Genomic DNA, 25,602 nt, shown 5'->3' with positions numbered 1-25,602 from the left:
AGTATTTACATCATTTGTTAAATTAAGTAATGACAATGTAACTATATGTTGCAAGAATACCTACCAAAGATCGTTGATGCAGTTTGCATTAAAAACGGCGTGTTGTAGGGTACATTTTCATGGTTAGACGAATTGACTTAATTCCAAGTTCAATTAAGTTGTTATTGGCATTAATATACGATTTATTTTCATTGGCAGTAGCATTTTATTTTGCTTATATCATTCGATTAGGCATCGAAAATATTGATTTCTCCCGCAATGAAAACATTGCATTTATTGCGGTGGCAACATCAACACTTGCGCTATTTTATACCTTCGATGTGTACAGCTCTTTTGTACGGTTTTTTAATGCAAAAGCCTTTCTTAAAGTTCAAATATTATTAATTATTGCCTGTGCTATTTTCTATTTAAGTGACTTTGTATTCGACACCTTTATCCCACGATCAGTCCCTATTGTTTTTTTTGTACTTGCAAGCATACAAATTGCTGGAGCGAGAGCTTTAGTCAGTTTAATTTCTAGAAAACATCTATTTGATGAACGTGAAGGTGTCGTTATTTATGGCGCGAGCAGTGCTGGCAGACAACTGGTGCATGCATTATCTCAAGGTAATAAATATCAGCCATTAGCATTTTTAGATGAAAAAAAACGCTATGTGGGCCGCAGAGTGTTAGGGCTAAAAATTCATTCTCATCAAAATATAGCAAAGCTGATTAAAAAGCATGGTCAGTTCAAAGTATTAATTGCAATACCCACCGTTGATCCCGCTCGCTTGAAACAAATAGTCGCTCACTTAGAGCCATATGCACTCGAGCTATTAATTGTGCCTGACATGTCAGATATCGTATCAGGTAAACGTAATATCGATGAACTAAGAGAAGTTTCAGTTGATGAATTACTCGGTCGTAAACCGGTAAAACCTATTGCTAAATTACTGAGCGCAAATATTACCGACAAAGTCGTTATGGTTTCTGGCGCGGGTGGTTCAATTGGTAAAGAACTGTGTAGGCAAATAGTACTAAATAAGCCTAAAGCACTGATACTGTTAGATGTTAGCGAAGCCTTATTGTACGAAATCCATCAAGAATTAAGTGAAACATTAGCCGAAAAACAAAATTCCCTGCATGTTGAGCCATTAATAGGCAACGTGCAAAACGGCATGCTAATGAGCCATATTTTTAATAAGTACAAAGTACAAACTATTTACCATGCCGCTGCATACAAGCATGTACCTATGGTTGAGAACAATGTTATTGCGGGTGTAACTAATAACGTTTTAGGAACTTACGAAATAGCCCAAGCAGCCATTTATTGCGAAGTAGAAACCTTCGTACTTATTTCTACTGACAAAGCGGTAAGACCCACCAATGTCATGGGAGCAACTAAACGCCTAGCAGAGTTAGTTCTGCAAGGTTTTGCTAAAAAAGACCATAACACGCGCTTTATTATGGTGCGCTTTGGCAATGTATTAGGCTCATCGGGTTCGGTAGTACCGCTATTTAAAAAGCAGATCAAACGTGGCGGTCCTATAACAATTACTCACCCCGATATTATTCGTTACTTTATGACTATTCCTGAAGCAGCACAGTTAGTTATTCAAGCTGGAGCAATGGGCACTGGCGGAGATGTTTTTGTATTAGACATGGGTAAGCCGGTAAAAATAGTCGACCTAGCGTATAAAATGACGCATTTAATGGGTTTAACCGTTAAAGATGAAGCAAATCCCCTTGGAGATATTGCAATAGAGTTCAAAGGTTTACGCCCTGGTGAAAAGCTTTTTGAAGAATTACTTATTGGTGATCAGGCTAGCAAAACCGAACATCAACGTATTTTAACCGCCAACGAGCGATCATTGCATCATAGTGATGTCGCAAAAATAATCGTTCAACTAAAAGATGCGATGTGTGAGGAAGACGAAGCTAAAATTCGTCAAATCCTGATCGCAGCTCCACTCGACTATAAGCCAACAGTTGAAACTATAACTAAAGAAAAAGCACAACTGCGTGTTTGTACTCATGTCGCGTAAATTTATTCACTGAGTTTACGCAGCATGCCTAGTATTTTTGTGGTGGTTTCATCAACATTAACCATGCGCTAGCGTAATCAGGTAAATCTTTATTGGCTTGATGGTAATCTTCCCAGCCAAAATAACTATCGACTAATAAGTCGAGCTGAAATAAATTATTATCAAATGCACCACCTTGATCTGACAGTACGCCTAAACGCGATATTTCTTCACCTGCTTGTTTATAACTCACCATAAACAATTTGCCTAAGCCAAGCTGATCAACATTACCGGCAAAAGAAACTTGTGGCCTGATCGCAATTTTACTCTCAAGTGTTTCTCCATAACCCATGATGCTGGGGACTTCTGAAAAATACCAATAACGTGCTTGGTCACGCTTCCCTATTGCATAGTCGTAAGCAATGCCGTTATTACGATGCACATTAAAATAGCGTCGTTGACCATTAACTTCTACAACCCCGGTACCCTGCAACAACACATCATGTAGCGCTTCCTCAGTTAGCCAAATTAATGCTTTAGCTAATTTTTTTTCTTCTAACACGCCAGCAATCACTTCTTGGCGAGTAAATTTATTGCGCGTAATAGTTAAGTCATTGTTCGCCTCAGCTAACGTTAAGCCTGTTTCATCATAAGGTAGCGAATACAACGCCTGATTATACACAGCGGTTTTAACATTACTGGCGATCAATAATTTGGTGTAATACTTGGTTAAAAATATCTTGTCTGTAGGGATCGCATTTAACATGCTACTTTTTCTAGCATTCGTGCTTTTTAACGCTATTTTACGCGCCGTTGCAATATCAGGAGTCCAACGGTAAAAATCAAAATGAGTCGTTAAAAACTCTTGATCATGTAAACGACTTTGGCGCTTTTCCCGCACATCTTCTCGATACGTTTGGCAAATAAATTCAAGCGTTTGCTCTACTTTGACAAGCGTCACGCTTTCATCAAAAACTTTACCCGCATGAACAGCAAATTTATCTTCAGTGAACTGGTTTAAATAAGACTGGGTTTTATCTGCTACATCGCATAACTCGCTGGCTTTGAAACTTGCCATTTTTCCAAGCTTAGGCGCTTTATCAAGATTAAAAAATCCAGCTGGGGCTTGGGCAAAAGTATGAAAAGATATCGCTATAACAAACAATAAAGAAAAACAAAAACGCATAAGAAAAATCACTCAATGAAACCTAGCCCCATGGTATGACAATCACAAAAACTACGCTAGCGTAGACGCATATAAATAAGGATTAAATTCACCTTGATATTTTTTGTTACTAAATTCAATTATCAGTCATAGCCTTTTATTTTGCATTATGGGATAGTGATATTTGATAACAAATTCAATCAGCTTGCGCAGCTCACTTGTTATAAATTCATCATGGATGATGCAGTGAAAAAGGACAGACACAATGCGTTTAAAAGGGAAGTTAATTAAATGGCATGCAGATAAGGCTTATGGCTTTATTGCGCCAAATGGCGGTGGTAGCCATGTTTTCATTCATAAGTCGGCTTTTGAAAATCGACAAAGAGAACCACAAATTAAAGACGTAATTACCTTTTCAATCACCAAAGATTCAGACAATAGATACTGTGCTAGTGAAGCAACATTTTCAGGTGAGAAATTAAAAATAAAAAAGCCAAAAAAAATCAGTCTATTCTCAATTTTTTTATCACTCAGTTTCCTTGCTGTAATAATAATTGCTTCGTTTTTAGTTTATTTACCGCAAAAAATCATGCTGTTCTATGTTGCGCTAAGCGTTATAACCTTCCTAACTTACGCCTTCGACAAATCAAAAGCTCAGCGTAAAGTTTGGCGAATATCTGAAGGTACTTTACACATACTTGCATTAGTTGGTGGTTGGCCAGGCGCAGCATTAGCTCAACAACTGTTGCGACATAAGTCATCAAAGCGTGAATTTAGAAATGTTTTTTGGCTAACCGTGATCATTAACATGGGTGCGCTAATTTGGTTACTTACAGCAACGGGCACTAAATTTTTAGCGATGTTTAATTAAGTTTTTAGCGAAGTGAATTTGTGAATTTGTGAATTTTCGACAATAAAGCCAGTGATATAAATCAATATTCATGAGATTTATATCACTGAAATAATTTTTACCTGCTCTCTAAATGTCGTTACTCTAATGGTGCTAATAACGACGTTAAAATATCATCTGTTAAGCTCAGTTTATTATCACTAACCTCTTCCGACAATAATGCTTTAGCTAACTCAGCCTTGTTTTGCTGTATGCGTTGAATTTTTTCTTCTATTGAGTTTTCAATAATATATTTATAGACAAATACCGGTTTATTTTGACCTATACGATGAGCACGATCAGTCGCTTGGTTTTCTACCGCTGGGTTCCACCATGGATCAAAGTGAATAACGGTATCGGCAGCGGTGAGGTTTAAACCTACGCCACCGGCGCGCAAGCTGATTAAAAATACCGGTACGTCACCACGCTGAAACTTATCAACTACTTCTTGTCTTTTCGTGGTTGAGCCAGTTAATTTAACATGGCCAATACCCGCATCTATTAACGCTTCTTCTATTAAACTCAGCATACTGGTGAACTGCGAAAATATTAATATTCTACGTCCTTCATCAATTTGCTCAGGCAATGTTTCCATTAAATAATCGAGTTTTGCTGATTGATTTACCTTTTTAGCGCCTTCAAGTGCCAGTAATTTAGGGTGGTTACACACTTGTCTTAATTTTAATAACGCATCAAGTACTTCAATCTGACTACGCTTTAACCCTTTCTCAGCAATAATATCTTTTAAGCGGCTATCCATCGCCAATCTTACTGACTCATAAAGCTCAGCCTGTTTACCCTCAATACGAAGCTTTTGAATAATTTCGGTTTTTGGTGGTAATTCAGTGGCAATTTTATCTTTGGTTCTGCGTAATATAAATGGTTTAATTCGCTGATTTAGCAACTGCTTACGGTCGTGATCAGCATGCTTTTCAATCGGCGTTCTAAAGAGTTTGGTAAATTGTCTTTGCCCACCTAAAAACCCCGGCAGTAAAAAGTTAAATTGCGCCCAAAACTCACCCAGATGATTTTCCATCGGTGTACCCGTCAAGCACAGTTTATGCTGTGCTTTAAGTAACAGAAACGCTTGATATAATTGTGTTTTAGTATTTTTAATATAATGTGCTTCATCAAGAATAAGGTAATAAAATGGTTGTTCTCGATAAAGGTCTAAATCTTTAATAATTAACGCATAACTGGTAATAATAATATCAACAGGTTCTTCACCGTCGTTGCGATCTAAACAATTAAAGTGCTGTTGACGTTTACTGCCATGCAAGACCTGATAAGAAAGCTGCGGGGTAAATTTTTCTATTTCATTAGCCCAGTTAAAAATAACACTGGTTGGCGCTACAATTAATACCGGCTTCGTTAATCGACCTTGCTGTTTTTCAATTAACAAATGCGCCAAAGCTTGAATGGTTTTACCTAACCCCATGTCATCAGCCAAAATACCGTTTAATTGATATTCACGCAAAAACTGCAACCAGTTAAGCCCTTGATGCTGGTAAGTACGCAATGTAGCGTTTAAACCTTTTGGTACCGGCACGGTAGTGACTTGTTGAAAATCTCGGAGCTTATCGGCCAATGATCTTAACTTACTTGTTCCTGTTGCGATCATGCCTTGATCGTCTAACATCGATAATGTTTGATGACCCTGAAAACGAGATAACTTTAACGTACCATCACTGTTTAAAGCATTTGGCATAAACAATTCAATAAACTGTTTTAATAATGGCTGAACACTTTTATAGCGCAAAGCAACAAAATCACCATTGTCTAAATCAACATAAATGAGTGATTCAGGGGCAATCAGTTGTTCTTTTTCTTTATCAAGCAAAGCAGATTTTGGCAATTGCTCAATAGCGCCGAGCAAAATAGGGAACGCCGGCATTTTTTTACCATCAACGGTTAAGTTTAAACCTAAGGAGAAAAAATCATGATCGTCGGTTTCAATAACTTCTGCATCAAATATGCTGTCCGTTGAGAGTGCTTTATAGTAAAAATTATCCGCAAAACTTATATGCCAACCTAAGTCTTTTAGTAGAGGGACTTCTTGATGCACAAGCGCCTGCCAAAAAAATCGACCTTGCATTAACATTGAAAACTTAGGGGTTTTATTTTTATTTAAATAGTCTTCGTTAGTAAACGTGTAACGTTTTGGCTCAGGTTGTACACTAAATTTTAAACTCGTTAATTTATCAACAACGCTTTGCTCAAAGGCTAAATCCCTATAAAGCTTAACCTTGCCAGTACTTATGTTGTCTGGCGATACGGTTACATTTTTATCATGCGGGTTAACTAAGCTGCCTTGATACGAAAAGTTAACTTTTACATAACCCGTTTCTGGATTAGATTTTGACGGTGTCGAAAAGTGTAAATAAACCTCAGGTTTAGTTAACTCTTGTGAGAACTCTGTTTTAGGTTTTGGTAAACGCTGTACCGCATCGCCCAACGACATCGACAGCTTATTCATCACCCAAGGTAATTTATCTTCTTCAAAAATAGGAGAGTTGAGTAAGTCAGCTTCAAAATCACATTGGGTGTTGGTATTAATTTTGCCAAAACAGTTTTGTTCTTCGTCGTAATAACAAAGCGGTTGCGCTTTAACGATAAGAATATTAGTAGTTGGTTGATCAAAAACCAGTTTCAGCGTGTGTAAATGGTTACCCAGCGCTTGCCATTGCCATTGTGCTTCTAAAGGAGCACCTAAGGTAATAGCTTCGTCTAAGTTGTAACTTGTTTGCCAAAAGCAGCGATTGGTTTTGATAATTTGTTCAAATAAATCAAAATACTTAATATTATCGCCAAATTGATTGGTGCGCATAAGTTCAGTAAGTATCGCCACATCATCGTTATTCGCGTATGCACTATTAATTAAGGAGCTTGCCGAGTGCTCGGTGCTCAACGTTTGGCTCCAACCACCATTAACTTTAGATCGTGCAGATTTAATCGATAAAGTGAAATAGTCATCATCAATATAGCTATTAGGTTTTAAAAAATATAATAACGACTTTTGCAAATTATTAGGCTGATATCTCGTGGGTTGAGCTTGAAAACGATTTAGCCACTTTTCAATCACTTTTTCTGGCGAAGCTGTGCTGTTAGGGTCAAAGTGCTGATGAATAAAACTCTGCGCTAGTGCAGCTCCGTGTTTGCAATCACGTCCAATATAACAATCACAAAAACTGGCAATATCACCATTTTTTCCTTCAAAAACTAAACGCGTTAAATAACTTGACTGATTTGCGCGTTCACTAGACACAACACCACGAATAGTTTCACCGTCAAGAGCACACGTTTTTACGCCTTGAGACTGAAAAATTCTCGTGCCTTTTTTCCATTCATTTTTACTAAAGTGTCGTTCAAGTAGTTCAGGTGTGAAGATATTTATTGCCATAGGGTTTTAATTATTAAGCATTTAAGTCTATTGGTAAGTTGAAAAGTTAAGACGTTATCTCTTCTCAAAGGATAAAAGTAGCAATAGTACTTTCAAGCACTATAACTAACAACGGATTACTCATATTTCATTCGAATAATACCATAACCACGGCTTATTCATAAGTACAGCATCAGCAATATCGTTAAAAATAAATTTAATTTCATGCTTTGTCCAATATAGACTCTGATTTTATGTTATCAAGAAGCACTTTATCTAACAGGCTTTAATGAAATTAACTTACTCTGTAGGCCATAAATACGCTAAAATAATACGCTATTGCCCTTGTTTTGAGCCTCGAGATTAATGACCACAGCGACTACACCAGCCAACTTTACACAACTTGGCCTTATTGAACCTATATTAGCTCGCTTATCTGAGCTTGAATATCTGCAACCTACACCTATTCAAGCGCAAGCTATTCCTAGTATATTAGCCAGACGTGATTTAATTGCAGGAGCAAATACCGGCTCAGGAAAAACCGCCACCTTTGCACTGCCAATGTTGCAGCAAATACAACAGTTACAATCATCCAATACTGAAAAAAACAGTCAAACTAACAAGGGTAATTATGTTACCGGACTCATTTTAGTACCTACGCGTGAACTAGCAAAACAAGTGGCTGACAGCATTAAGTCTTATGCTGCGCACTTTAACGGAAAAATTAAAACAGTCGCGGTTTTCGGTGGTGTGTCGGCCAATACACAAATGTTGGCATTACGTGGTGGTACCGATATTTTAGTGGCAACGCCGGGCCGTCTCCTCGACTTAATTTCAAGTAACGCGATTAAACTAGATAAGGTAAACACTCTAGTACTCGATGAAGCCGACAGAATGTTAAGTTTAGGTTTTACTGAAGAACTGTCTGCGCTGTTAGCGTTATTACCCAATAAAAAACAAACTTTACTTTTTTCAGCGACATTTCCAGAGCAAGTAAAAGAGTTAACCCAAAAATTGCTCAACAATCCCATTGAAATACAAGTGCAAAGTGCTGATAGCAGTACTTTAGTTCAACGTGTGTTTACGGTAAATAAAGGCGAAAAAACCGCCCTTTTAGCACACCTAATTCAGCAGCATCAATGGCGACAAGCGCTTATTTTTGTCAATGCGAAAAATAGTTGTGAGCACTTAGCGTCAAAATTGTCTAAGCGTGGCATTACTGTTGAAGTATTTCATGGAGATAAAGGCCAAGGCGCGCGTAGTCGAGTACTTGAAGCCTTTAAAACCGGTGAGATTGATGTATTAATTGCCACCGATATTGCTGCCCGTGGTTTAGACATTGAAAAACTACCGGTTGTGATCAATTTTGATTTACCCAGAAGCCCGTCAGATTACATGCATCGTATTGGCCGAAGTGGCCGAGCTGGTGAAGTAGGCTTAGCATTATCGCTGATTGATTATGAAGATTATCATCACTTTAGCGTTATCGAAAAGAAGCATAAAATTCGTTTAGAGCGTGAACAAGTTGAGGGTTTTGAAGTCGACGAAGCGCTTAATGACCAACTGTTAGCTCAATTGCTCGCTGAAAGTAAGCCAATGGCAGCGCCAGAAGGAAGCGGTAAGAAAAAACGTAAAAAGAAAAAAACCATTAATGCTGATATCTGGGCCGGTCATTCAGAATCTGATTAGTTAAAAAAGATTAATTGGGTTTTTGCGGATGAACTAAGAGTACAACATTGATTCAAATAATTCAGACCGAAAGCCAATAATAATTAGCTAAATTTAACATCACTAACTTACTTTATAATTTAATCAAAGAGATCTCATGTTCGCTAATATTGCTCAACCTGCCGCCGACGAAATTGTTGAACTAATGGCACGTTCATCTAAAGATGACAGACCCTTTAAAGTAGATTTAAGCGTAGGTGTTTATAAAGATGCCAATAACAACGTACTGTTAATGCAAGCGGTGAAAGCCGTTGACCAGCAACTTGCCAATGCCGGACGCAATAAAAGCTATGTGGGCTCAAAGGGTGATCTTGAATATGTGCAATTACTACAAGAGCTAGTATTTGCAAACCAAGCGGTTACAGGTTTCGTCAGTGGCGTACAAACAGCAGGTGGCAGTGGTGGTTTACGTGCTATTTTAGATTTAATTAAGCTGGCAAACCCTAAGGCTAAAATTTGGGTAAGCGACCCAACTTACGCCAACCATATCCCTACGATTAAAGCCGCAGGCTTGGCGTATGAGGAATACCCCTTTATTGACTATAAAACCATGACACTTGATGAAAGTGCTATGTTCAATACGCTCGAAAAGCTAGGTGAAAATGACGTTGTGCTACTGCATGGCTCTTGCCATAACCCTTCAGGTTTACGATTAACATTGCAGCATTGGCAGCAACTTGCTCAATTAGCAAAATCAAACAACTTTTTACCCTTAATCGACACTGCCTATCAAGGCTTTGCTGATGGTTTAAATGAAGATGCAGCCGGATTACTGACTATTGCTAATACGGTTGAACGCTTAGCCCTTTGTGTTAGTTGCTCGAAAAATTTTGGTTTATATAGCGATAGAGTTGGCGCTGCTTATATTCTCAGTCCAACACAAGCAGAGGCCGACAAAGCACAATCGCAACTGGCCATCATGAGCAAAGCCACTTATTGGGTGCCACCGTCGAACGGGGCTGAAATTGTGAAAACTATTATTAAAGACCCAGCTTTAAAAAATATCTGGTCTGAAGAATTGGCACAAATAAATATTAAAATTAAAAGTATAAGAACAAAACTTTGCGCAGCATTTTGCCAACAATCTGGAGATAATTATTTTGACTATATTCTCTCTCAAGAAGGCATGTTTGCAATGTTGCCAGCATCACCTGAGCAAATGGAGCAACTTCGAGATCAATATGCAATATACGGCTTGAACAACGGCCGTATTAATTTAGCCTCAATTCCAGAGCATAAAATCGAATATCTAGTAAAAAGTATTTTAGCGGTTACGCATCGAACGAAGTAACGCATAAAGTTTACTTAATTTTTCAACTAGCCTTCTCGCCCAATTAATATAAATATTATCGGCTAAGGCTTTAAACATAGAGCCAATGAAGTGCAATTATTAGAAATAGACTGTTTAGGTAAAAAACTCCGTTTAGAAGGTTCAATGGCTGGGTGGCAAGAGCTGTTTTGGGACGACCAATGCGTATCTCAAATTAATGCTAATGCCGACGGCGATAACTTTTCACATAAATTTACGCTGCAAAGTGAGCAAGGCGAATTACCTGTTGAACTTAACGGTTCATTACAATGGCAACCTTTCGCACTGCAATTTCAATTATTAGTTAATAACGAACTAGTGCACGACAACACCCTACTTGAGAAAGACATAGAACAACGCCAAATCACCCCAGGTGAAAAACAGCCGATGAAATTTAGCTTTATTGGTATGGCAGGCTTGGGCTTAAAATTACTCAAAAGTGCCAAAGTAATAAAAGTGTTATTCGCAGCAGGCAGCTTAGCGGCATATAGCTGGTTATTTTCTATAGAATTTGCCATCGCACTTATTCTTTGTTTAGTTTTTCATGAGTATGGCCATATTAAAGCGATGAAATACTTCGGCTTAAAAACCAAAGGCATATACCTCATTCCCTTTGTTGGGGATTAGCGCTGAGCGATGACAAAATTAATACCCGCTGGCAAGATATCGTTATTTCGATTATGGGGCCATTCTTTGGTTTAATACTCTCTATTGCCTGCTTAATTGGCTATTGGATAACTGATCTAGAAATACTGGCCGGTTTAGCGGTATTCAACGCCCTCCTCAATTTATTTAACTTGTTACCTATTTTGCCATTAGATGGCGGCCACGTACTAAAAAGCATCGCTTTTTCAATCAACTCTAAAGTGGGCTTAATTGCTTGTGCATTGGGCGCAGCACTAGGCATTTATATCAGTTATTATTTTGGTTTAGCCCTGCTAGGCTTTTTACTAGCTATTGGCAGTATTGAAATATTTTTTGAATATAAACGCCGACACCTTAGCCAGTTATTACCACTTAATCGCTATGCACAAATTGTATCAGCCTTGTGGTATGTTTTTACGGTAGGTGGTTTAAGCGCTATTATTTGGCTAGTTGGTCAAACTGGCAATGATGCCTTATCGCTGCCCCTTAAAATATTGGGTAGTTAAAGTACTCAAGCTTGCGTTTGAAGCACTGATATATTGAATGACAGCAAGTATTAGTGATTAACCACCTTATGCTATCGTGCATAAAGACTTAAAAGTCCTGTTTTTATACATGAACATTATATTTTTAACTTAGTATTCTATTAGCAACTTTATGAATTAAGCTGCTTATTAAATGAGATTGATATGAAAAAAATTTGTTATGTTTTATTTTCTTTTATTGCCTTAATGTCATATGCATTTGCTAACCCTCCTGTTAAATATAATAAAGAATTAGACGGATTTTCTTATCCGTTTGACGTGAAAACGTTTAATTTTAATTCTCAAAATCAGCCTTTAAAAATGCGCTATATGGACATTGGTGATAAAAAAGCGCAAAAAACCTTTGTATTACTCCACGGGAAAAACTTTTCAGGTTACTACTGGGAAAAGGTTGCGAACGATCTACTTAAAAATAATCACCGAGTTATCATCCCTGATCAAATTGGTTTTGGTAAATCTTCAAAACCTGATTATTATCAATATAGTTTTGGCCAATTTTCCTTAAATACTAAGCTATTACTGGATAGCTTGCAGGTTGAAGAAATTGTGCTTGTAGGACATTCAATGGGCGGAATGTTAGCAACAACTTTCGCCGCTAATTATGCACCTAGAGTTAATAAATTGATTTTAATTAACCCTATTGGATTAGAAGACTATGGTAAATATACTGACTTTAAAGACACTAATTTTTTCTATAAAAATGAGCTTGCTAAGACCTTAGATAAAGCAAGAAATTATCAAATTAAAAATTATTATGATGGCCAATGGTCAAACGAATATGAAAAACTTTTAGTTCCTTTAAAGGGTATGCTTGAAGGTGACGATTGGAAGCTAGTTGCATGGAATAATGCCTTAACTTATGGACCTATCTTCTCTGAAAATATGGTGGATAAGTTTTCACAAATAAAAACTGAAACTGTCCTTATTATTGGTACCAGAGATCAAACCGGTCCGGGTAGAGGTTGGTTAAAAAAAGGTGAAACTAGAGAACTGGGCAATTTCAAACAACTAGGTATTAATACTCAAAATAGAATTAAAGGCTCTATGCTGATCGAATTAGAAGGGCTTGGGCATATGCCGCACTTCGAAAATTATGAAGTTTTCATAAAAGCTTTTCATCGAGCTATTGATAAGTAAATAAGCTGAATTAAGTTTAAAAGGAATAGTGCGTGATTTCAAAAAAAGTACGTGAATTATTTGTCTCTTTAATGGAAGCAACCCATGACTCACCCACTGCTTATGATATTGAAACAGAGCAATACAGTGGTTTTTTCAATAACACAGTAGTCGACAAATATATTGAGCTAGGCGCATTAGAGCTTGTTGAAAGCGATACCGGCGCTACCACTATTCTGCTCAATAATCGTGACGACTTTTTAAGCTCATTCGCCGCAGGTGTTCGCGAGGCCAAGAACGGCGCAGATCAATCATACGCCGACTACAACGCCAACCCATTTGCCTTTTCAGTCGGCTTTGAGCATTTTCATAAAATATCGAAGAAAAAACGACAGTTAGTGGGTTATATTTGTCATGGCTTTGAGCGAGATGATACTGGGTTAGTGCATTCGCAATAATATTTTAAAGCATTAAACATTTAAGAAATATTATCAAAGCCGTAATTACCCATCGATTAAATTAATGTCACTTATCTTCAAGTAGCTCCATTAAACAAGCGACTTGCTCGGTTAATTCAACCACTTGTTGCTCTAACACGGTAACTCGCTGAGCAAGTTGATTGTTGTCGCCTGATGGCATGACCTGTGTTGTAGAGTTGGATTCACAAGCAACTTGAGGAATATAGGCTTCACTTGCACTACTTTCATCAATTTCACAAAATAAATGCACATAACGACACTCTCGCTTGCCGGGTTCACGTTCGAGTTTTTTAACCAGTGCTTGGTTATTCAGGTTTTGTAATTGATTCAAAGCAGATTCAACTTCATTAACATCGGCAAAGTCAGCTAACCGTGTGGTTCGCGTTCTTAATTCGCCAGGTGTTTGTGGCCCCCTTAAAAATAACACGCAAATAATTGCCCGTTGTTGTGCTGAAAACTGTAAGTTGCCAAATTCTGTATTACAAAAGCGATGAAAATACTTATTTACACGGCTTGATGCTTTTTGGTCAATCATTAACTGATTCATTTGTACCAGTTCATCTACCGTATTTTGCCAATCATTTTCGCTCAGCGACATTACCGGTTCGCGGTTACTTTTTTGATTACAGCCGGAGGTAATGGCATTGACTGAAAGTGGATATTGCTCAGGTGTGGTGGTTTCTTTCTCTAGCATTACGCCAATAACACGGCATTGCTCTGGGATAATGTGATCATATGAAGGCATCCTAATTGAAAATAACGAGTTAACGTAAACTGAGAATAAGTTATACCAAGCAACCTAAGGTTTTTCTATCTGAATATAACGGATACGTCATAAAAAAAGCCATAGTTCAACTTAAGTGTTAACTATGGCTTTCCAGTGATTAAAATAAACTAAAACACTATTCTATGTTCTGGATCTGAATATAGTAAAATTAATTAACACTACATTTATCAAACAATTAAATCAAAAATAAAAAGTTAAAAATAAATATGCCACCATTTCTGTCACCATTTACATGACGCAGTGCTGTCAATACACTTGCACCAACAACGATTGAAATGCCAACAACTATAAATAATTAAGCACACACCAGACTTAAAACGCATTAACATTATAGTTTAAGTATAAACCAGATAACAAAATCCATTATGCTAACAACGCAAGGGATTGTTATTAATGATATCTTCACTAATTTCCTTGTGCTTAACGCTTAAAAACAGAGCCTAGATAGATAAATGAAAAGAACAATGTATATATTACAGAGTAAAAAGGATCATGAGGTTTCTTCGTCCATAATATCGACAATATCCCCAATAACCAATTAACGACAAGGAAAATGTAACACTTCCGATAGATATATAACGAATTGAAAGAGCCTTATCAGGCTCCATGAATGCCAAATAACAAAAAAATAGCATAAAGAAAGATATCAGTACACAAGGTAACATGTGTGATAAAAACGCTTTGATTTTAAGTGCATAACTTTAGTGGAACATGTTTTTTATAGTATATATTTTCGTTAAAAATAGAGCTAAAAATTTCTTAAAATATTACTTATTTGATAAAAGTGCTTTAAAAGTATTAAGCCTACTGTCGATTACACATTTAAAGGTGGCTTCGCACACAACTTTTAGTAGCTCAAACTGGTTGTAATTTGATCATCTTAAAGAAAATATTATTTAGCTTCATTACATCACTCACTTTCTTAAGCGCTGTCATACCTATTGATAATAGGCTTAGTAGCATAGTTAATATTTTTATACATTCACTAATGAAATCTTTTTGTAAATACCGATTCCTGAGTACTTACTTCTCTTATTTCAAAGTAAGTATCAACAATAATGTCATCACCAAGAGGGATATTAAAAAGCAAAGGCTTTTTAGTTTTTCTTTTTAGTTTTTTAGCTCCTAAAGCCGTGTCATAATGAATTGAACCTGAATTAAACTTATAGTTCAAACATAAAATATCGTCATTAGGTTTGTCATTCTGTCCCACTGTTACACGAGTGCACCTAGAAGAAGCAAAAGTTGGCGCTCTATTAAAAAAGCTATCGGTTTTTGCTGTAGCGAAGTCTTTCTTGTAGCGTGTATCAACTGGCAATAAAATCGCAAATTCTCGCTTTATGCCATTTACATTTACAACGTAAATTATACTGTAATTACGTGCAACCTCACCCCATGGTGATGAATCCAATTGAAAAGCAATAAATCTAGTGCCGCTATCATCAAGAGCATATCTCCATGCTCTATCTACATCTAATTCAGGTAGTAAACTAGGAGCAAGTGACCAATATGGTAACCTTACTTCGGGTAGATTAAAACGTCAACATTTCCCCGTATAGGATCGATTTTTTTATCAACGAAAAGATCATAATTAAACTTGTCTAAAAATGAACTAAGTCGAGTAATATATTCAACATCAGCTTTTTTGACTTCTTCCATGAATTTTTTTGCGTGAGATACCACTTCATCACCATCAATAAATACAGAAAGTCGATGTGCTTTTTTTATTGATGCACTAAAAATGTTAGTTAAATCTGAAAACTCTTTATTTGCGAAATATAATCTTTTCTGCAATTTTGTTGTATCTAAATTTTTAACTGAAGCGGAATTTAACTGATTAATTATTTTATCTTTTGATTTTATTGCTAACTCTAATAGCGCAGTGGTTTTTTTTAATTCTAAAATTTCTTTTTTATAGTTTGTACTATTTATATATCTTTCTAACGCTTGATCTAATTGAACCCGGCTTGCGCTTGCTTCTACGATAACTTTTACAATAATTTGATCTTTATTTGAAAGTGCCTGCTTACTTTTTATTGAATATTGGGATATTGATGCTGCAATACTAGTTACAACTTCTTTTCTCTCCTTAGTGATAGAATCTGTTAAGTTAATGACCTCAAAATACTGTCCTAATTTCTTGCTAGCATCTACTTTAGCTAAGTTTTCAGCAATTGAATAAGCTTCATTAATAGTTTCACGACCTTGTAAGGTATATTCTCCCTCACCTAATACTATGTTGGTGCTTAGATCTTGTGCTTTCTCTTTAGTAGTTTCTACGGCAAAAGGTGTTGTACTAATAATTGTACATATAATAAGTAATATAAGTTTATTCATTTTTTATACTTCGCTGATTAAGCTAGCAAGCTTACTGCTAGACAAATTTCTTTTCGTCCATCTATCCGAACTACTGATTCATGTATTATTTTATTTCTAGGCAAGTTACCTTTTGATACTCTTTTAATAGTGACTTTTAAATGTTTTTTCATTCTATATTCATGAAAAGTCTCTTGAGCATCAATGTATTGTTCATTCTTTAACTGTTTGAAAAGATCTAGCCTAGCTACTTCCAATGCATAAGCTTTAGCATCTAGGTTAGCTTGATAACTGTTACTTTTAATCTTTGTACACGCAATACCTATTGGGGTGTTAATGTTATCAAAACCATCAAGCACCCAATTAGGGTATTGTTGACTAACCTTTTGTGTGTTGTTTTGAACTACACTTTCACTTTTTACTTCAACTTGCATGTTTATGTGAGGATTAGTTGAACACCCAAACATCAAAAACAAAATAAAATAAATATAATAGTTATTCACTTCTTCCCCTAAGCCCCGTAAGATCGAAAGCTAGATAAGTTAAATTATCTAGCTTACTGTAAACTTTGCTCTACCAATCGCGTGGCTTTCATTTCAGCTACTGCACTTTTTTTTCCGCTACAACTTTTTCCCTATTTAACTGCTCTTTCTCTGCTTTTGCTACTCGCAACATTAGTTCATGCTGTGCTTGCTCTGATTCAAGTTGTAAGTCTTTAGCAAAATTAGCTCGCTGCTGTGCTTCAGCCATAGCTGTTACAGGTAAATAGGCTCTTACAAAATATAAATATTCATTACCTACCTGAACCAACTCTTTACGATCGTACCTTGTACCTGCGACATTAGCTTCTTTGATAAATGATTCAATTACCGTTTGCATTGTGTTACCCGCCAGACCTTGGACACTTTTGCCAAATAACTTTTCTTGTGCTGTTATGAGCTGTGAAACTTGTCCAGCGAGGTCTGTCTGTGCTCTTAAACGGGCTTCCCTGATCGCAAAAGTTAGATCAGAGCTTTGTCCTTTAGCAACGGCATAAAAACCATTGTTATCATATGGCATTACTTCTAGAAACCAATCGGGTATTGTGTCTATAGTCTTTTGCACTTTTTTAACTTCATTTTTGTATTGCTCACCCTCTGATTTAGCGTATGCCTCCCCTGCATTCTTGGTCGTACCGCATCCAGAAATGATAAAAGTTAGTAATATTGTTAATAATAAATTAGTTGTATTTTTCATTGTTTAATTTCCGTTTACTTTGTTTAAAAATTTATTGATTTGAAGTATAAAAACCGATGCTTTACATGGGTTGTAAATACATAGTTAGTTACTTTTTAACGTAGTCTCAACTTCTTTAGCTACCCTTATTTTATAAGATTCTTCTACATAAATTGTGCCATCAATATCTATCAGTTTTTCCCCATGAGTGTTGATACCTAAAGATTTTCCTATTCTTATAAAATCATTTTTTGTCATTTTATGATATCCCTTCCCACGACCGGAAGTAATTCGGAATATTGGAAATCCATCGAGCGCACTAAATGCTACAGGTGTATAATTTCGCAATTTTTGAATTGTGCTGTTTTGCTCTTTTGGTACAAAAAAGCCATCAACTTCAATATAAAAGCTAGAATGATATGAAATTGCACCTTGGGGTAAATAGTATTTGAACACTTTGCTTCTATAATCATTAGTGTCTTCTTTCAATCTATGGTCAAAGATAAATATCCCATTTTCTTCTGCAAATATATTAGGAGTAATAAGCATCAAAAGTAGTATCGTAAATTTCATAATACTCCTTACTTTATAAGTATAAATTTATAGTTGCCTGCAGCATAAGTTGATAACGGTTTGGTGGCATTTCCCCTGAAGCAAATAGTTGAATGTTTTGTTCTAATGACCTCATTTAGTAGTTTTACCGGCCCCCCTAAATGCAATATATTTTTCTGAAAATAATTCTTATCTTTACTTTCCGTTTTGCCTCCTATTAAGCCACCATTGCCATCTCTACCATAAATAACACTATCAATTTTATTTATGTATGGAGTATCAGCCTTTAATTCTTTTGAAATATTTTTATAATCTTTTGAACCTGTTAATAGAAAAGAAAGTGCTTTGGCTTTAAGCTCCCCTAAGAATTTATTATCAGCTAGTATTTGAGGTTCACCTTCTCCTATTTTCGACCAAGCGTACAAATACATTGCAGATTTAAGGTTGATATATTCATCAAAAATTACTTTTACTTCACCTCTTCTCTCGCCTAAAACTGCTAAGCGAAATAACGGTTTGACTTCACTTAGCCTTTGATCAGGTTTCGCGGTCAATCTCACTTCAATATTCTTTAAACTGGTTGTGTTAATCAGGTTCGATTTTCTATTTAAGTTAGAGTACATCTCAGGACTTTTAATCTGACTTTGGTTAGCCTTAATTTCATGTTTTGAGCGTGTAATTATTGGTGGTAATAAGTCATAACCAGAAAACTCCCAATCACACACAAAAGAATAATCTCTAATCGATTCATGGCAGTTTGCTAAATCGGGGTCATAATCAGGTTCAAATTTGGAATGAAAGCGTGAGTATGCATCATGAGTTCTAGCATACCGTCCAAGCATTGAGGTCAGAATCCCATTTTCTAATGAATTACTTATTATATTGACCATACACAAATTCAAAGAGTATTTATGGTACAAAATATTTATATAGTCGCTATCTTCGATTTCCTCCATTCCATAATAAAATGGTGAATATTTATAGGTTTCATTCTGAATTCGCTTATTTTCAATCCCTAAAGCACCTACATTTTTTAAAGTCTTTCTATGAATTCGATCAACAGAAAGAGTGTCATTTGTTAAATTGAATAGCATTTTATTTAGAGTTTTCAGGCTTTTGAAAATTTTGTTTTCCAGCATGATAATTTCTATAATAGGATCATACTTAGAAAGTTGCTTATTTTTTTTAGCACCTTTCGGCTGAATTCTATTGTTTCTATCGATTCCAAAAAAACTTGATATCAAATGGCTTTTTCTCGTCTTTTTAGTCGGCGGATCCATCTCTAAGTAACTAGCTATAGAGCGTTTAGTTACAACTTCGCTTAGATTTAAAATTACAATCTTAGTTGGAACCCTAGATGGAAGCCCATCCATAAAAGCAGTGTATTGCCCCCAATAAATAGCATGTAAAACTTCGCGGGGGCTTTCCACAATCGTGCATAATAAAATTAACTCTGATTGATAATTCTCAATATTCTTATCTAAAGACACCATTTTTTCCTTATTATTTATTTGATTCTTTTTATCGCGGTCAACTAACTATGCAGCTAAAAGTTGCCTTTTAATGTCTCCCGTATTTAATAATTCCATTAAATCAAAGCTTGATATGCCGAAAACATCGTTGACCTTTGAATAGAATTGAAGCTCTACTGTTGTATTAGGAATACTAACCATAATTGCAGCATCACATTTAAACCGATTTTTTTTAGCAACTAAATCGTCAATATGATCTCGGGTTAGTCCATCAGCCGCCTTATGAAAAATTGACTCAGCTAAAGTTTTTACACTCACAATTGCACGAGCACCAGATCTTGAAATAATGAAATCGCCATTTCGTAATGGCTTAATTACATAATCTTGATTTAAGTTTTTAATAGCCACTGCAGTTTCTATTGCTAATTCAGTATCAGACAGTTCCATTTTCCTTAAACTGAAGTCTTGCAACTCTTCAAATCGATACTTTCCTTTAGCCCGCTTTGAAACATTAATTAAAGGGTAAATTACTTTCAAATAGCTACTGACCACCTTGGTTGTCGTTTTATCAGCAACAGTTTTTTTTGTAAAAACACGAGTGAAATTTGAAAAAACATTAATTAGTGACATGTCAGATACCGCCTATATTTAAGTTTTAATGATTAAGTTGGGAAGGATATTAATGAGTTTATAATAACTTAAATTTATTAGAACATTCTAAAAGCCAACAAGGTATTAAGATTTAACCTCAACAAGTTGAATTTAAATTTTGGAGGGCATAGAGGTTTCTGAAAATTAATAAATATTTTTCAGAAAATATGTAATTAATTTATTATGTTTAACTACGATGAAAATATAAGGATTACAGCAGAAAGATAATACAGCCAATCTGCGTGTGACCTTCTTCTTATTTGCGTTTGTTTTTTATCTTAAGATGGGCGTCAGGTTTACAGCGGTATTTGCTGATATAAACCACGAAAAGTAAAATTAAAATTGGTGTAGACCATAATAGTATTTCTAGCATTTTTATCTCCTTTTTTGATACCCCTAATAATAAAATAAAAGTCATGTTTTGAATTGATTTAGAAAATTCTAAAACGTATTAAATTATTAATCTCGATATATTATTAGCAAATGCATTTAGGAGGCATTATGAAAAATCATCTTAATATCAACCAAAATATGTTATCTGGTCAGCACATGAGTATAGTCTTTGGATATGCTTCAGCTTGTTTTATCGTTGTAGAAGCTTTTATAAAAGAAAAAAGTACATTCTCGATTGAATTTATTACAATTATTTTTATGATCTCTTTGTTTTTAAATTTTTTAGCAAGCTATTTAAAAATATTAAATGTAGCAGCATTTAAATTCGAAATATTAAAATCGGCAGCTAATGTAAATATAATTGAATGTTTGATAAACATTAAAAAAATTGCATTTTTAGAGGAGGCTTTAAAGATAAACTTTATTAACATTACCATTTTAACGATAACCGCTTTTAACCATTACTTTTTTTATCCAAATAAATATGTAAACTCTTTCCTCATGGGATTTGCCTTATGTATACAGACCTTTTGCTTTTTAATGCGATTAGTATTAGAAGATCGACAAATTAGATATTTGACCGGTATTACAGCTAACGATTGATATATGAAAAAATTTCAGAAAAAAGAGATAAGTAATAGTTGGGAACTCCAATATTCACAAAACATTACTTAAATAGAGCAACAATGTAATTTATAATTAAATTACATTGTTAGTACCAACAGATATTACTGAGGCTTCTCAGTATTATCCAAACGACTAGTCAACTTGAAAATTAGTAATATTATTTTAAAATGTTATTTCATGGAGGGCATTACTGAGACACCTCCATAATAAGCTTATAGAGGTATGCATGGATTACGCAGATGATTATTCTGGTTATGGAAACAGCGTTTTATACAACATGTGTGAGAATAAACTTTTACATGATGATATTGATGTAATCAAATCGAAGTTGTGGATTATCGGTAGATCATACGCTGCATCGATAGAAAGAAAAGCGGGGAGTGAATTTAAAATTGAAGATGCTGCTGAAATTCTTAAGTCATCAGAAATTGATGCTAAAATAGCAAAGCTTAGAAAAATTGGAAGGCCGACAAAAGACAATATCATTCATCTCTTAAGTGCACATAATTACCTTGTCGGATTATTTAAAAAAGCTACGGGATTAGATAAACGCTCTTTGGCTTCAAAATACCTTCATTTTCATGCCCCCAAGTCGGTATTTATTTATGATTCAATAGTACGTAATAAATTGCGTAAAAAATTTAATGGAAAAAGGTTTCCGATAACCAAAAAATTCGACGATGAATATGAATCTCATTTGCTAAGGTGCTTATATTATCGCGATAATATATATGAGAATCATTTGGGGAAATTAGCATCTCCTAGAAAATTAGATACTCACTTGTATGAGTAAACCTACCTCTATCTAGCTTTTCAAGAGAGACTAAACACTGTTGGCTATTTTCGTTCCTAACCACTTTAGCCAACTAAATCCCCCCTTACAGGGGGTTGTATGACAAGGAGACAGAATCGTGCGCCATTGGTACGTTTACCACAGTCAAAAAACCGTAAAGAACACGTATAGTTCACTAACAGATTCGACTGTTTTCAGTAAATCAAATCGCCGTGACTTATGCATTGGTGACATAATTTGGGTTGTGGAAGGCGATCTTAGTAATCCTGTTAATTTTACCCTAGTGGATTGTTTTATTTACAAAACTTGTGACTACCCTCCTTTTCCTCTGGAGTTCTCAAACTTTAAGTTTAAATTTTCAGGTACTAGTGTATTTTCTCACAGCTCGATTGCTCTAGATAAATCTATACCTTGGTTCTTGGATTTGCACTCGAAGTATCTTTCTAAACAAAAATTTTTCAATAACATTGTATTTGAAACAGATGTTATAAATGGCTTGTTGGATATATCAGGCGTTGTCATATCAAGTCATTAAACTAGGACAAATACAGTTGGTTTTTGTTCCTTAGTCGCTTATTTTAACCAGCTGTTATTTGCCTCTAAGTGAGGCGTTAATTTTCATGAGAAGTTGAATGGAAGAGTTCAAGTTTTATCAAACATATTTTTTTTGTAACGCTATTAGTAATGTTCTAAGGAGCCAGTTCGAATACTCTCGAAATTTGAACGACTTCTATGGTGACGGTAAAATTTTTTTATTTTCTTGGGAAGTTTGAAAAAGATACAATTTTTCACGGATTTATTGGTTGGGTTGTAACTAATTATATGATGAGCACCTAAATGATTTTGACCTGAATGAAAGTATAGTTTTACCTGTTGAACGAGCACTTCAACATTACGATATTTCTTATCAAACATTTCAGGAGTTTTATCACGATAGTGGATTGCATAAGTATCTAGCCCCTGAAGAAGGTTGCTATGATTATATGAATCATCTAGCAAGCGATGGTTCATATAGTAAACTAATTGAAAAAACCTCAAATGAAGTTTTTTTTGTATTATTTCCAAATCGAGAGCTTTTGCTGGACTTTAACCAAATGTTAGCTGATATTTTCGAAGAGGAGGATAAAAGTAGCTGTCCAATAAATTTAAAGGCATTTCTCACTGATAAGGGAAAAGCTAAAAGAGTGAATATAGCCGTTTGGGTAAAAAAGGCTGTTTTCTTTCGTGATAGGGGGCGCTGTGTTTTATGTAATAAGGATCTGACAGGACTTTGGAATCTAGACAATAGACCTAATTACGACCATATAGTCCCTTTGGATAAGTTTGGCTTTAATGATATAACAAATATTCAGCTCCTTTGCTTTTCTTGTAACAATAACAAAAGGGCAAAAAAAGGCGTCACATCAAGTAAGATTCAGCCTTGGTACTGATGAAACTTATCAAACTGTTTAATCAAGACAAAGTGCAGCTGGCTGTGCTCGTTCCTAGCTATTATAACCAGTTATTTTTAGCCCTTTTTTATGTTACTAGGTATATATGATTACTTCTCTTCAGTCACTAGACGAAACTCACAAAGAACTATTTAAAGACTATGAGTTTTGTAAAGATTTAGATGCCAATGATTACCCGGAAGATTTTATTAATAGAGGCTTAGTTCGCTCCTATTTTGCATTAATTGAAGAAACTCTATTCCAATTAAAGCAGGTAACAGTTAAAGGAAATCTAGAAAGCAAGGTTTTAGAAGTTCATGAAATTAATCTATTGCAAGAAAAATCATTTTATATTGCTGACAACGGTGTCGTAAAAAGTCGAACTTCTCAAACAGGCCTAGCTCCAAGTTTATTATTTACGGCTACTTACCTTATAAAAGTAATTGGCGTTGAATACGAAATTGATAAAGGAGCCGGCTTTAACCATTTTAAAGCAGCCATTAAAATCTGAGATAGAATTACTCACCCAAAAGACAAGTCAGACCTACTTATAACAGCTGAAGAATTAGAAGTTTTCGTTTCAGCAGGAGTTTGGTTTTCTGATTTGTTTTCTAATCTAATAATAAAAATTGCAGAAAGCAGAACCGTAACATATCAAGATATTTAAGCGGGATTGCTAATAGGCTCAAAGTAACTATATAAGTTACTCCTTCGGTTGCTGCTGGAGCACACTGTCATTTTTAGGGGCAATATAAAATGTAATTGAATAATTCAACCAAATCTTATTCCCCACCCCGCTAAAGAAACATAAATGAAGTTAAAAATAACTATCAAGAGCATCAAATAATTGTCCTAATGCATCTTTCCTTTCTTCAAAATAATCATAACGATCATAGATACCTTCAACACCTTTAATCTTATGATTTAAACATCGTTCAGCAATATGACTTGGAATGCCAATTTCAGCTAACAAACTGCGACAGGTACGACGTAAATCGTGTATTACAAAATGTTCAATTCCTGAACTAGCAAACACATCAGGAAAATTTTTTTCTTTTTATAACCTTTGTTTACAAATAACTTTGCCAACGCATGGTTTAAAGTATCATCAGAAATATAAGATCTTCTTTTGTTTACTCTTCTTGAAGGAAATAAATATTCAGAGCCGTATGAACGCAATTTGAGTTCTTCAAAAAAAGGTTTTAAACCTATGGATAAAAGAATTTTTATTTCCGCTTTTGTTTTTGTCCGATCGGCACTTAAACGCCAAATTAAATTATCAAGATCAAATTCGCTCCATTTTGCAGCTATCAACTCCCCTTTTCTAACTCCTAAACAAACAAGCAATATAGTTTTCACGAGTAAACTGATGGGAGTGCTCTTGGAAAATGACAAAAACAATTTTTAGTTCATCAAAAGATAATGCACGCGTGCGAGATTTTTCTATTCCCCCTGCATCTTTATTATTAAATGCTTGAGCAACGTTATATTCAACTAAGCCAAGTTTAATCGCATGATTAAAAATTTGCTTACATTGAATCAATGCAGCATTAGCGATAGTGGGACGATTAGTCCCTGCAATAGAACGAATTAAGCCTAAAATATCTCTGGGGTTAACTCTATCAACAGATAGCTCCCCAATAGCTGGTGAAATATCTTTTTTATAGACTCTACGTGGAATTTGTGGGTTTTCTAGACGTTTATCACAGGTTTAAGCCAGTCTTCTGCAACTTTATCAACAGTATTTAAATTAAGAAGTGGTGTTCGCTTTTTCTCAGCTATTGGATCTATTCCATCGTTTACATGAGGTCTAACAATTGCAGCTTTTAACTTGGCATTTGCTAATGAAAGCCCTTCTGACGGCCTTCCATACCTGCCAATAGTTATTTCTCGTCGTTTATTGTTAACCGTGTACCTAACAATCCAAAAAGCAGTTCTTTCAACAGTGACTCGAAAATATAAGCCACGGTCAACATTAAACTTACCAACTTTTCCATCTTTGAGTCTTGATCTTAACTGAGCGCCATTCATATACACTTACAAAAAGGGTGACAGATTATTGTATTCTACATGAACACACCAATTCTGCCACCTTACCTGCCACCATA

24 protein-coding genes and 1 pseudogene are annotated in these 25,602 nt (G+C 35.4%); 11 read left to right on the top strand and 14 right to left on the bottom strand.

The genetic code is table 11. The annotated features are described in order from the left end of the window. The first annotated feature begins 119 nt into the window (after positions 1 to 119). Positions 120 to 2,024, top strand: a complete 1,905-nt coding sequence (locus tag DBO93_RS00775; protein WP_108454626.1) for a nucleoside-diphosphate sugar epimerase/dehydratase — start codon at positions 120 to 122, stop codon at positions 2,022 to 2,024. 28 nt (positions 2,025 to 2,052) lie between these two features. On the opposite strand, the gene DBO93_RS00770 is transcribed toward DBO93_RS00775, so the two are convergent. Continuing rightward, on the bottom strand, positions 2,053 to 3,201 hold the full coding sequence (locus DBO93_RS00770) for an MltA domain-containing protein (RefSeq protein ID WP_108454625.1): 1,149 nt from the start codon (positions 3,199 to 3,201) through the stop codon (positions 2,053 to 2,055). A gap of 232 nt (positions 3,202 to 3,433) precedes the next feature. Here DBO93_RS00770 and DBO93_RS00765 point away from each other — a divergent pair, with 232 nt between their 5' ends. Next, a complete protein-coding gene (locus DBO93_RS00765) occupies positions 3,434 to 4,039 on the top strand; it encodes a DUF1294 domain-containing protein (RefSeq protein ID WP_108454624.1) in 606 nt (201 codons plus the stop codon). 118 nt (positions 4,040 to 4,157) lie between these two features. Here DBO93_RS00765 and DBO93_RS00760 read toward each other — a convergent pair whose 3' ends face one another. Then, a complete protein-coding gene (locus tag DBO93_RS00760) occupies positions 4,158 to 7,457 on the bottom strand; it encodes a DEAD/DEAH box helicase (protein ID WP_108454623.1) in 3,300 nt (1,099 codons plus the stop codon). Positions 7,458 to 7,802: 345 nt separating this feature from the next. Here DBO93_RS00760 and DBO93_RS00755 point away from each other — a divergent pair, with 345 nt between their 5' ends. From DBO93_RS00755 to DBO93_RS00735, 5 genes and pseudogenes are all read left to right on the top strand, one after another. After that, the gene (locus DBO93_RS00755) at positions 7,803 to 9,125 is read left to right on the top strand and encodes a DEAD/DEAH box helicase (protein WP_108454622.1); all 1,323 of its coding nucleotides are present in this window, start codon (positions 7,803 to 7,805) and stop codon (positions 9,123 to 9,125) included. A gap of 136 nt (positions 9,126 to 9,261) precedes the next feature. After that, entirely contained in the window at positions 9,262 to 10,455 is a 1,194-nt protein-coding gene (locus DBO93_RS00750; RefSeq protein WP_108454621.1) for an aromatic amino acid transaminase, read from the top strand. A 90-nt stretch (positions 10,456 to 10,545) separates the two neighbouring features. Beyond that, positions 10,546 to 11,624 (top strand): annotated as a pseudogene (locus tag DBO93_RS00745) (site-2 protease family protein). Positions 11,625 to 11,807: 183 nt separating this feature from the next. Continuing rightward, entirely contained in the window at positions 11,808 to 12,800 is a 993-nt protein-coding gene (locus DBO93_RS00740) for an alpha/beta hydrolase (protein ID WP_108454620.1), read from the top strand. A gap of 32 nt (positions 12,801 to 12,832) precedes the next feature. After that, the gene (locus tag DBO93_RS00735) at positions 12,833 to 13,237 is read left to right on the top strand and encodes a hypothetical protein (RefSeq protein WP_108454619.1); all 405 of its coding nucleotides are present in this window, start codon (positions 12,833 to 12,835) and stop codon (positions 13,235 to 13,237) included. Positions 13,238 to 13,304: 67 nt separating this feature from the next. Here the strand turns inward: DBO93_RS00735 and DBO93_RS00730 are convergent, their stop codons facing one another. The 8 genes from DBO93_RS00730 to DBO93_RS00690 form a co-directional block, all read right to left on the bottom strand. Further along, the gene (locus DBO93_RS00730; protein ID WP_108454618.1) at positions 13,305 to 14,003 is read right to left on the bottom strand and encodes a DUF480 domain-containing protein; all 699 of its coding nucleotides are present in this window, start codon (positions 14,001 to 14,003) and stop codon (positions 13,305 to 13,307) included. 1,027 nt (positions 14,004 to 15,030) lie between these two features. Continuing rightward, positions 15,031 to 15,456, bottom strand: a complete 426-nt coding sequence (locus tag DBO93_RS00720) for a hypothetical protein (protein WP_108454617.1) — start codon at positions 15,454 to 15,456, stop codon at positions 15,031 to 15,033. A 107-nt stretch (positions 15,457 to 15,563) separates the two neighbouring features. Next, on the bottom strand, positions 15,564 to 16,382 hold the full coding sequence (locus DBO93_RS00715; protein ID WP_108454616.1) for a hypothetical protein: 819 nt from the start codon (positions 16,380 to 16,382) through the stop codon (positions 15,564 to 15,566). Between the two features lie 17 nt (positions 16,383 to 16,399). Next, positions 16,400 to 16,864, bottom strand: a complete 465-nt coding sequence (locus DBO93_RS00710) for a hypothetical protein (RefSeq protein WP_162533688.1) — start codon at positions 16,862 to 16,864, stop codon at positions 16,400 to 16,402. A gap of 97 nt (positions 16,865 to 16,961) precedes the next feature. Further along, a complete protein-coding gene (locus DBO93_RS00705; RefSeq protein ID WP_108454614.1) occupies positions 16,962 to 17,597 on the bottom strand; it encodes an LPP20 family lipoprotein in 636 nt (211 codons plus the stop codon). A gap of 84 nt (positions 17,598 to 17,681) precedes the next feature. Beyond that, positions 17,682 to 18,149: a hypothetical protein gene (locus DBO93_RS00700; RefSeq protein ID WP_108454613.1), complete on the bottom strand. Its 468-nt coding sequence runs from the start codon at positions 18,147 to 18,149 to the stop codon at positions 17,682 to 17,684. Positions 18,150 to 18,157: 8 nt separating this feature from the next. Continuing rightward, positions 18,158 to 19,621: a hypothetical protein gene (locus DBO93_RS00695; protein WP_108454612.1), complete on the bottom strand. Its 1,464-nt coding sequence runs from the start codon at positions 19,619 to 19,621 to the stop codon at positions 18,158 to 18,160. A gap of 45 nt (positions 19,622 to 19,666) precedes the next feature. Beyond that, on the bottom strand, positions 19,667 to 20,230 hold the full coding sequence (locus DBO93_RS00690; RefSeq protein WP_108454611.1) for a hypothetical protein: 564 nt from the start codon (positions 20,228 to 20,230) through the stop codon (positions 19,667 to 19,669). A gap of 522 nt (positions 20,231 to 20,752) precedes the next feature. On the opposite strand from DBO93_RS00690, the gene DBO93_RS00685 reads away from it, so the two are divergent. The 4 genes from DBO93_RS00685 (at position 20,753) to DBO93_RS00665 (ending at position 24,005) form a co-directional block, all read left to right on the top strand. Next, positions 20,753 to 21,247, top strand: coding sequence for a hypothetical protein (locus DBO93_RS00685; RefSeq protein ID WP_108454610.1), 495 nt, complete (start codon positions 20,753 to 20,755; stop codon positions 21,245 to 21,247). A gap of 250 nt (positions 21,248 to 21,497) precedes the next feature. After that, positions 21,498 to 22,064 (top strand): hypothetical protein, encoded by a 567-nt coding sequence (locus DBO93_RS00680; protein WP_108454609.1) that lies wholly within the window; start codon positions 21,498 to 21,500, stop codon positions 22,062 to 22,064. A 983-nt stretch (positions 22,065 to 23,047) separates the two neighbouring features. Next, positions 23,048 to 23,494, top strand: a complete 447-nt coding sequence (locus tag DBO93_RS00670; protein WP_108454607.1) for an HNH endonuclease signature motif containing protein — start codon at positions 23,048 to 23,050, stop codon at positions 23,492 to 23,494. Positions 23,495 to 23,600: 106 nt separating this feature from the next. After that, complete coding sequence (locus tag DBO93_RS00665) at positions 23,601 to 24,005, top strand: hypothetical protein (RefSeq protein WP_108454606.1); 405 nt, start codon at positions 23,601 to 23,603, stop codon at positions 24,003 to 24,005. A gap of 306 nt (positions 24,006 to 24,311) precedes the next feature. On the opposite strand, the gene DBO93_RS18840 is transcribed toward DBO93_RS00665, so the two are convergent. From DBO93_RS18840 to DBO93_RS18825, 4 genes are all read right to left on the bottom strand, one after another. Continuing rightward, entirely contained in the window at positions 24,312 to 24,467 is a 156-nt protein-coding gene (locus DBO93_RS18840) for a hypothetical protein (protein WP_239059056.1), read from the bottom strand. Positions 24,468 to 24,496: 29 nt separating this feature from the next. Then, positions 24,497 to 24,853, bottom strand: a complete 357-nt coding sequence (locus DBO93_RS18835; RefSeq protein WP_239059055.1) for a tyrosine-type recombinase/integrase — start codon at positions 24,851 to 24,853, stop codon at positions 24,497 to 24,499. Further along, positions 24,819 to 25,037: a hypothetical protein gene (locus DBO93_RS18830; RefSeq protein ID WP_239059054.1), complete on the bottom strand. Its 219-nt coding sequence runs from the start codon at positions 25,035 to 25,037 to the stop codon at positions 24,819 to 24,821. Before DBO93_RS18830 ends, DBO93_RS18835 begins: the two co-directional genes overlap by 35 nt. Before the next feature lie 149 nt (positions 25,038 to 25,186). Then, positions 25,187 to 25,525: an Arm DNA-binding domain-containing protein gene (locus DBO93_RS18825; RefSeq protein WP_239059053.1), complete on the bottom strand. Its 339-nt coding sequence runs from the start codon at positions 25,523 to 25,525 to the stop codon at positions 25,187 to 25,189. Between the last annotated feature and the right edge of the window lie 77 nt (positions 25,526 to 25,602).

Source organism: Colwellia sp. Arc7-D (genome assembly GCF_003061515.1).
Lineage (GTDB): Bacteria > Pseudomonadota > Gammaproteobacteria > Enterobacterales > Alteromonadaceae > Cognaticolwellia.
Note: the sequence above shows the minus strand (reverse complement) of the source record. Positions and strands in the feature narration are given on the sequence as shown.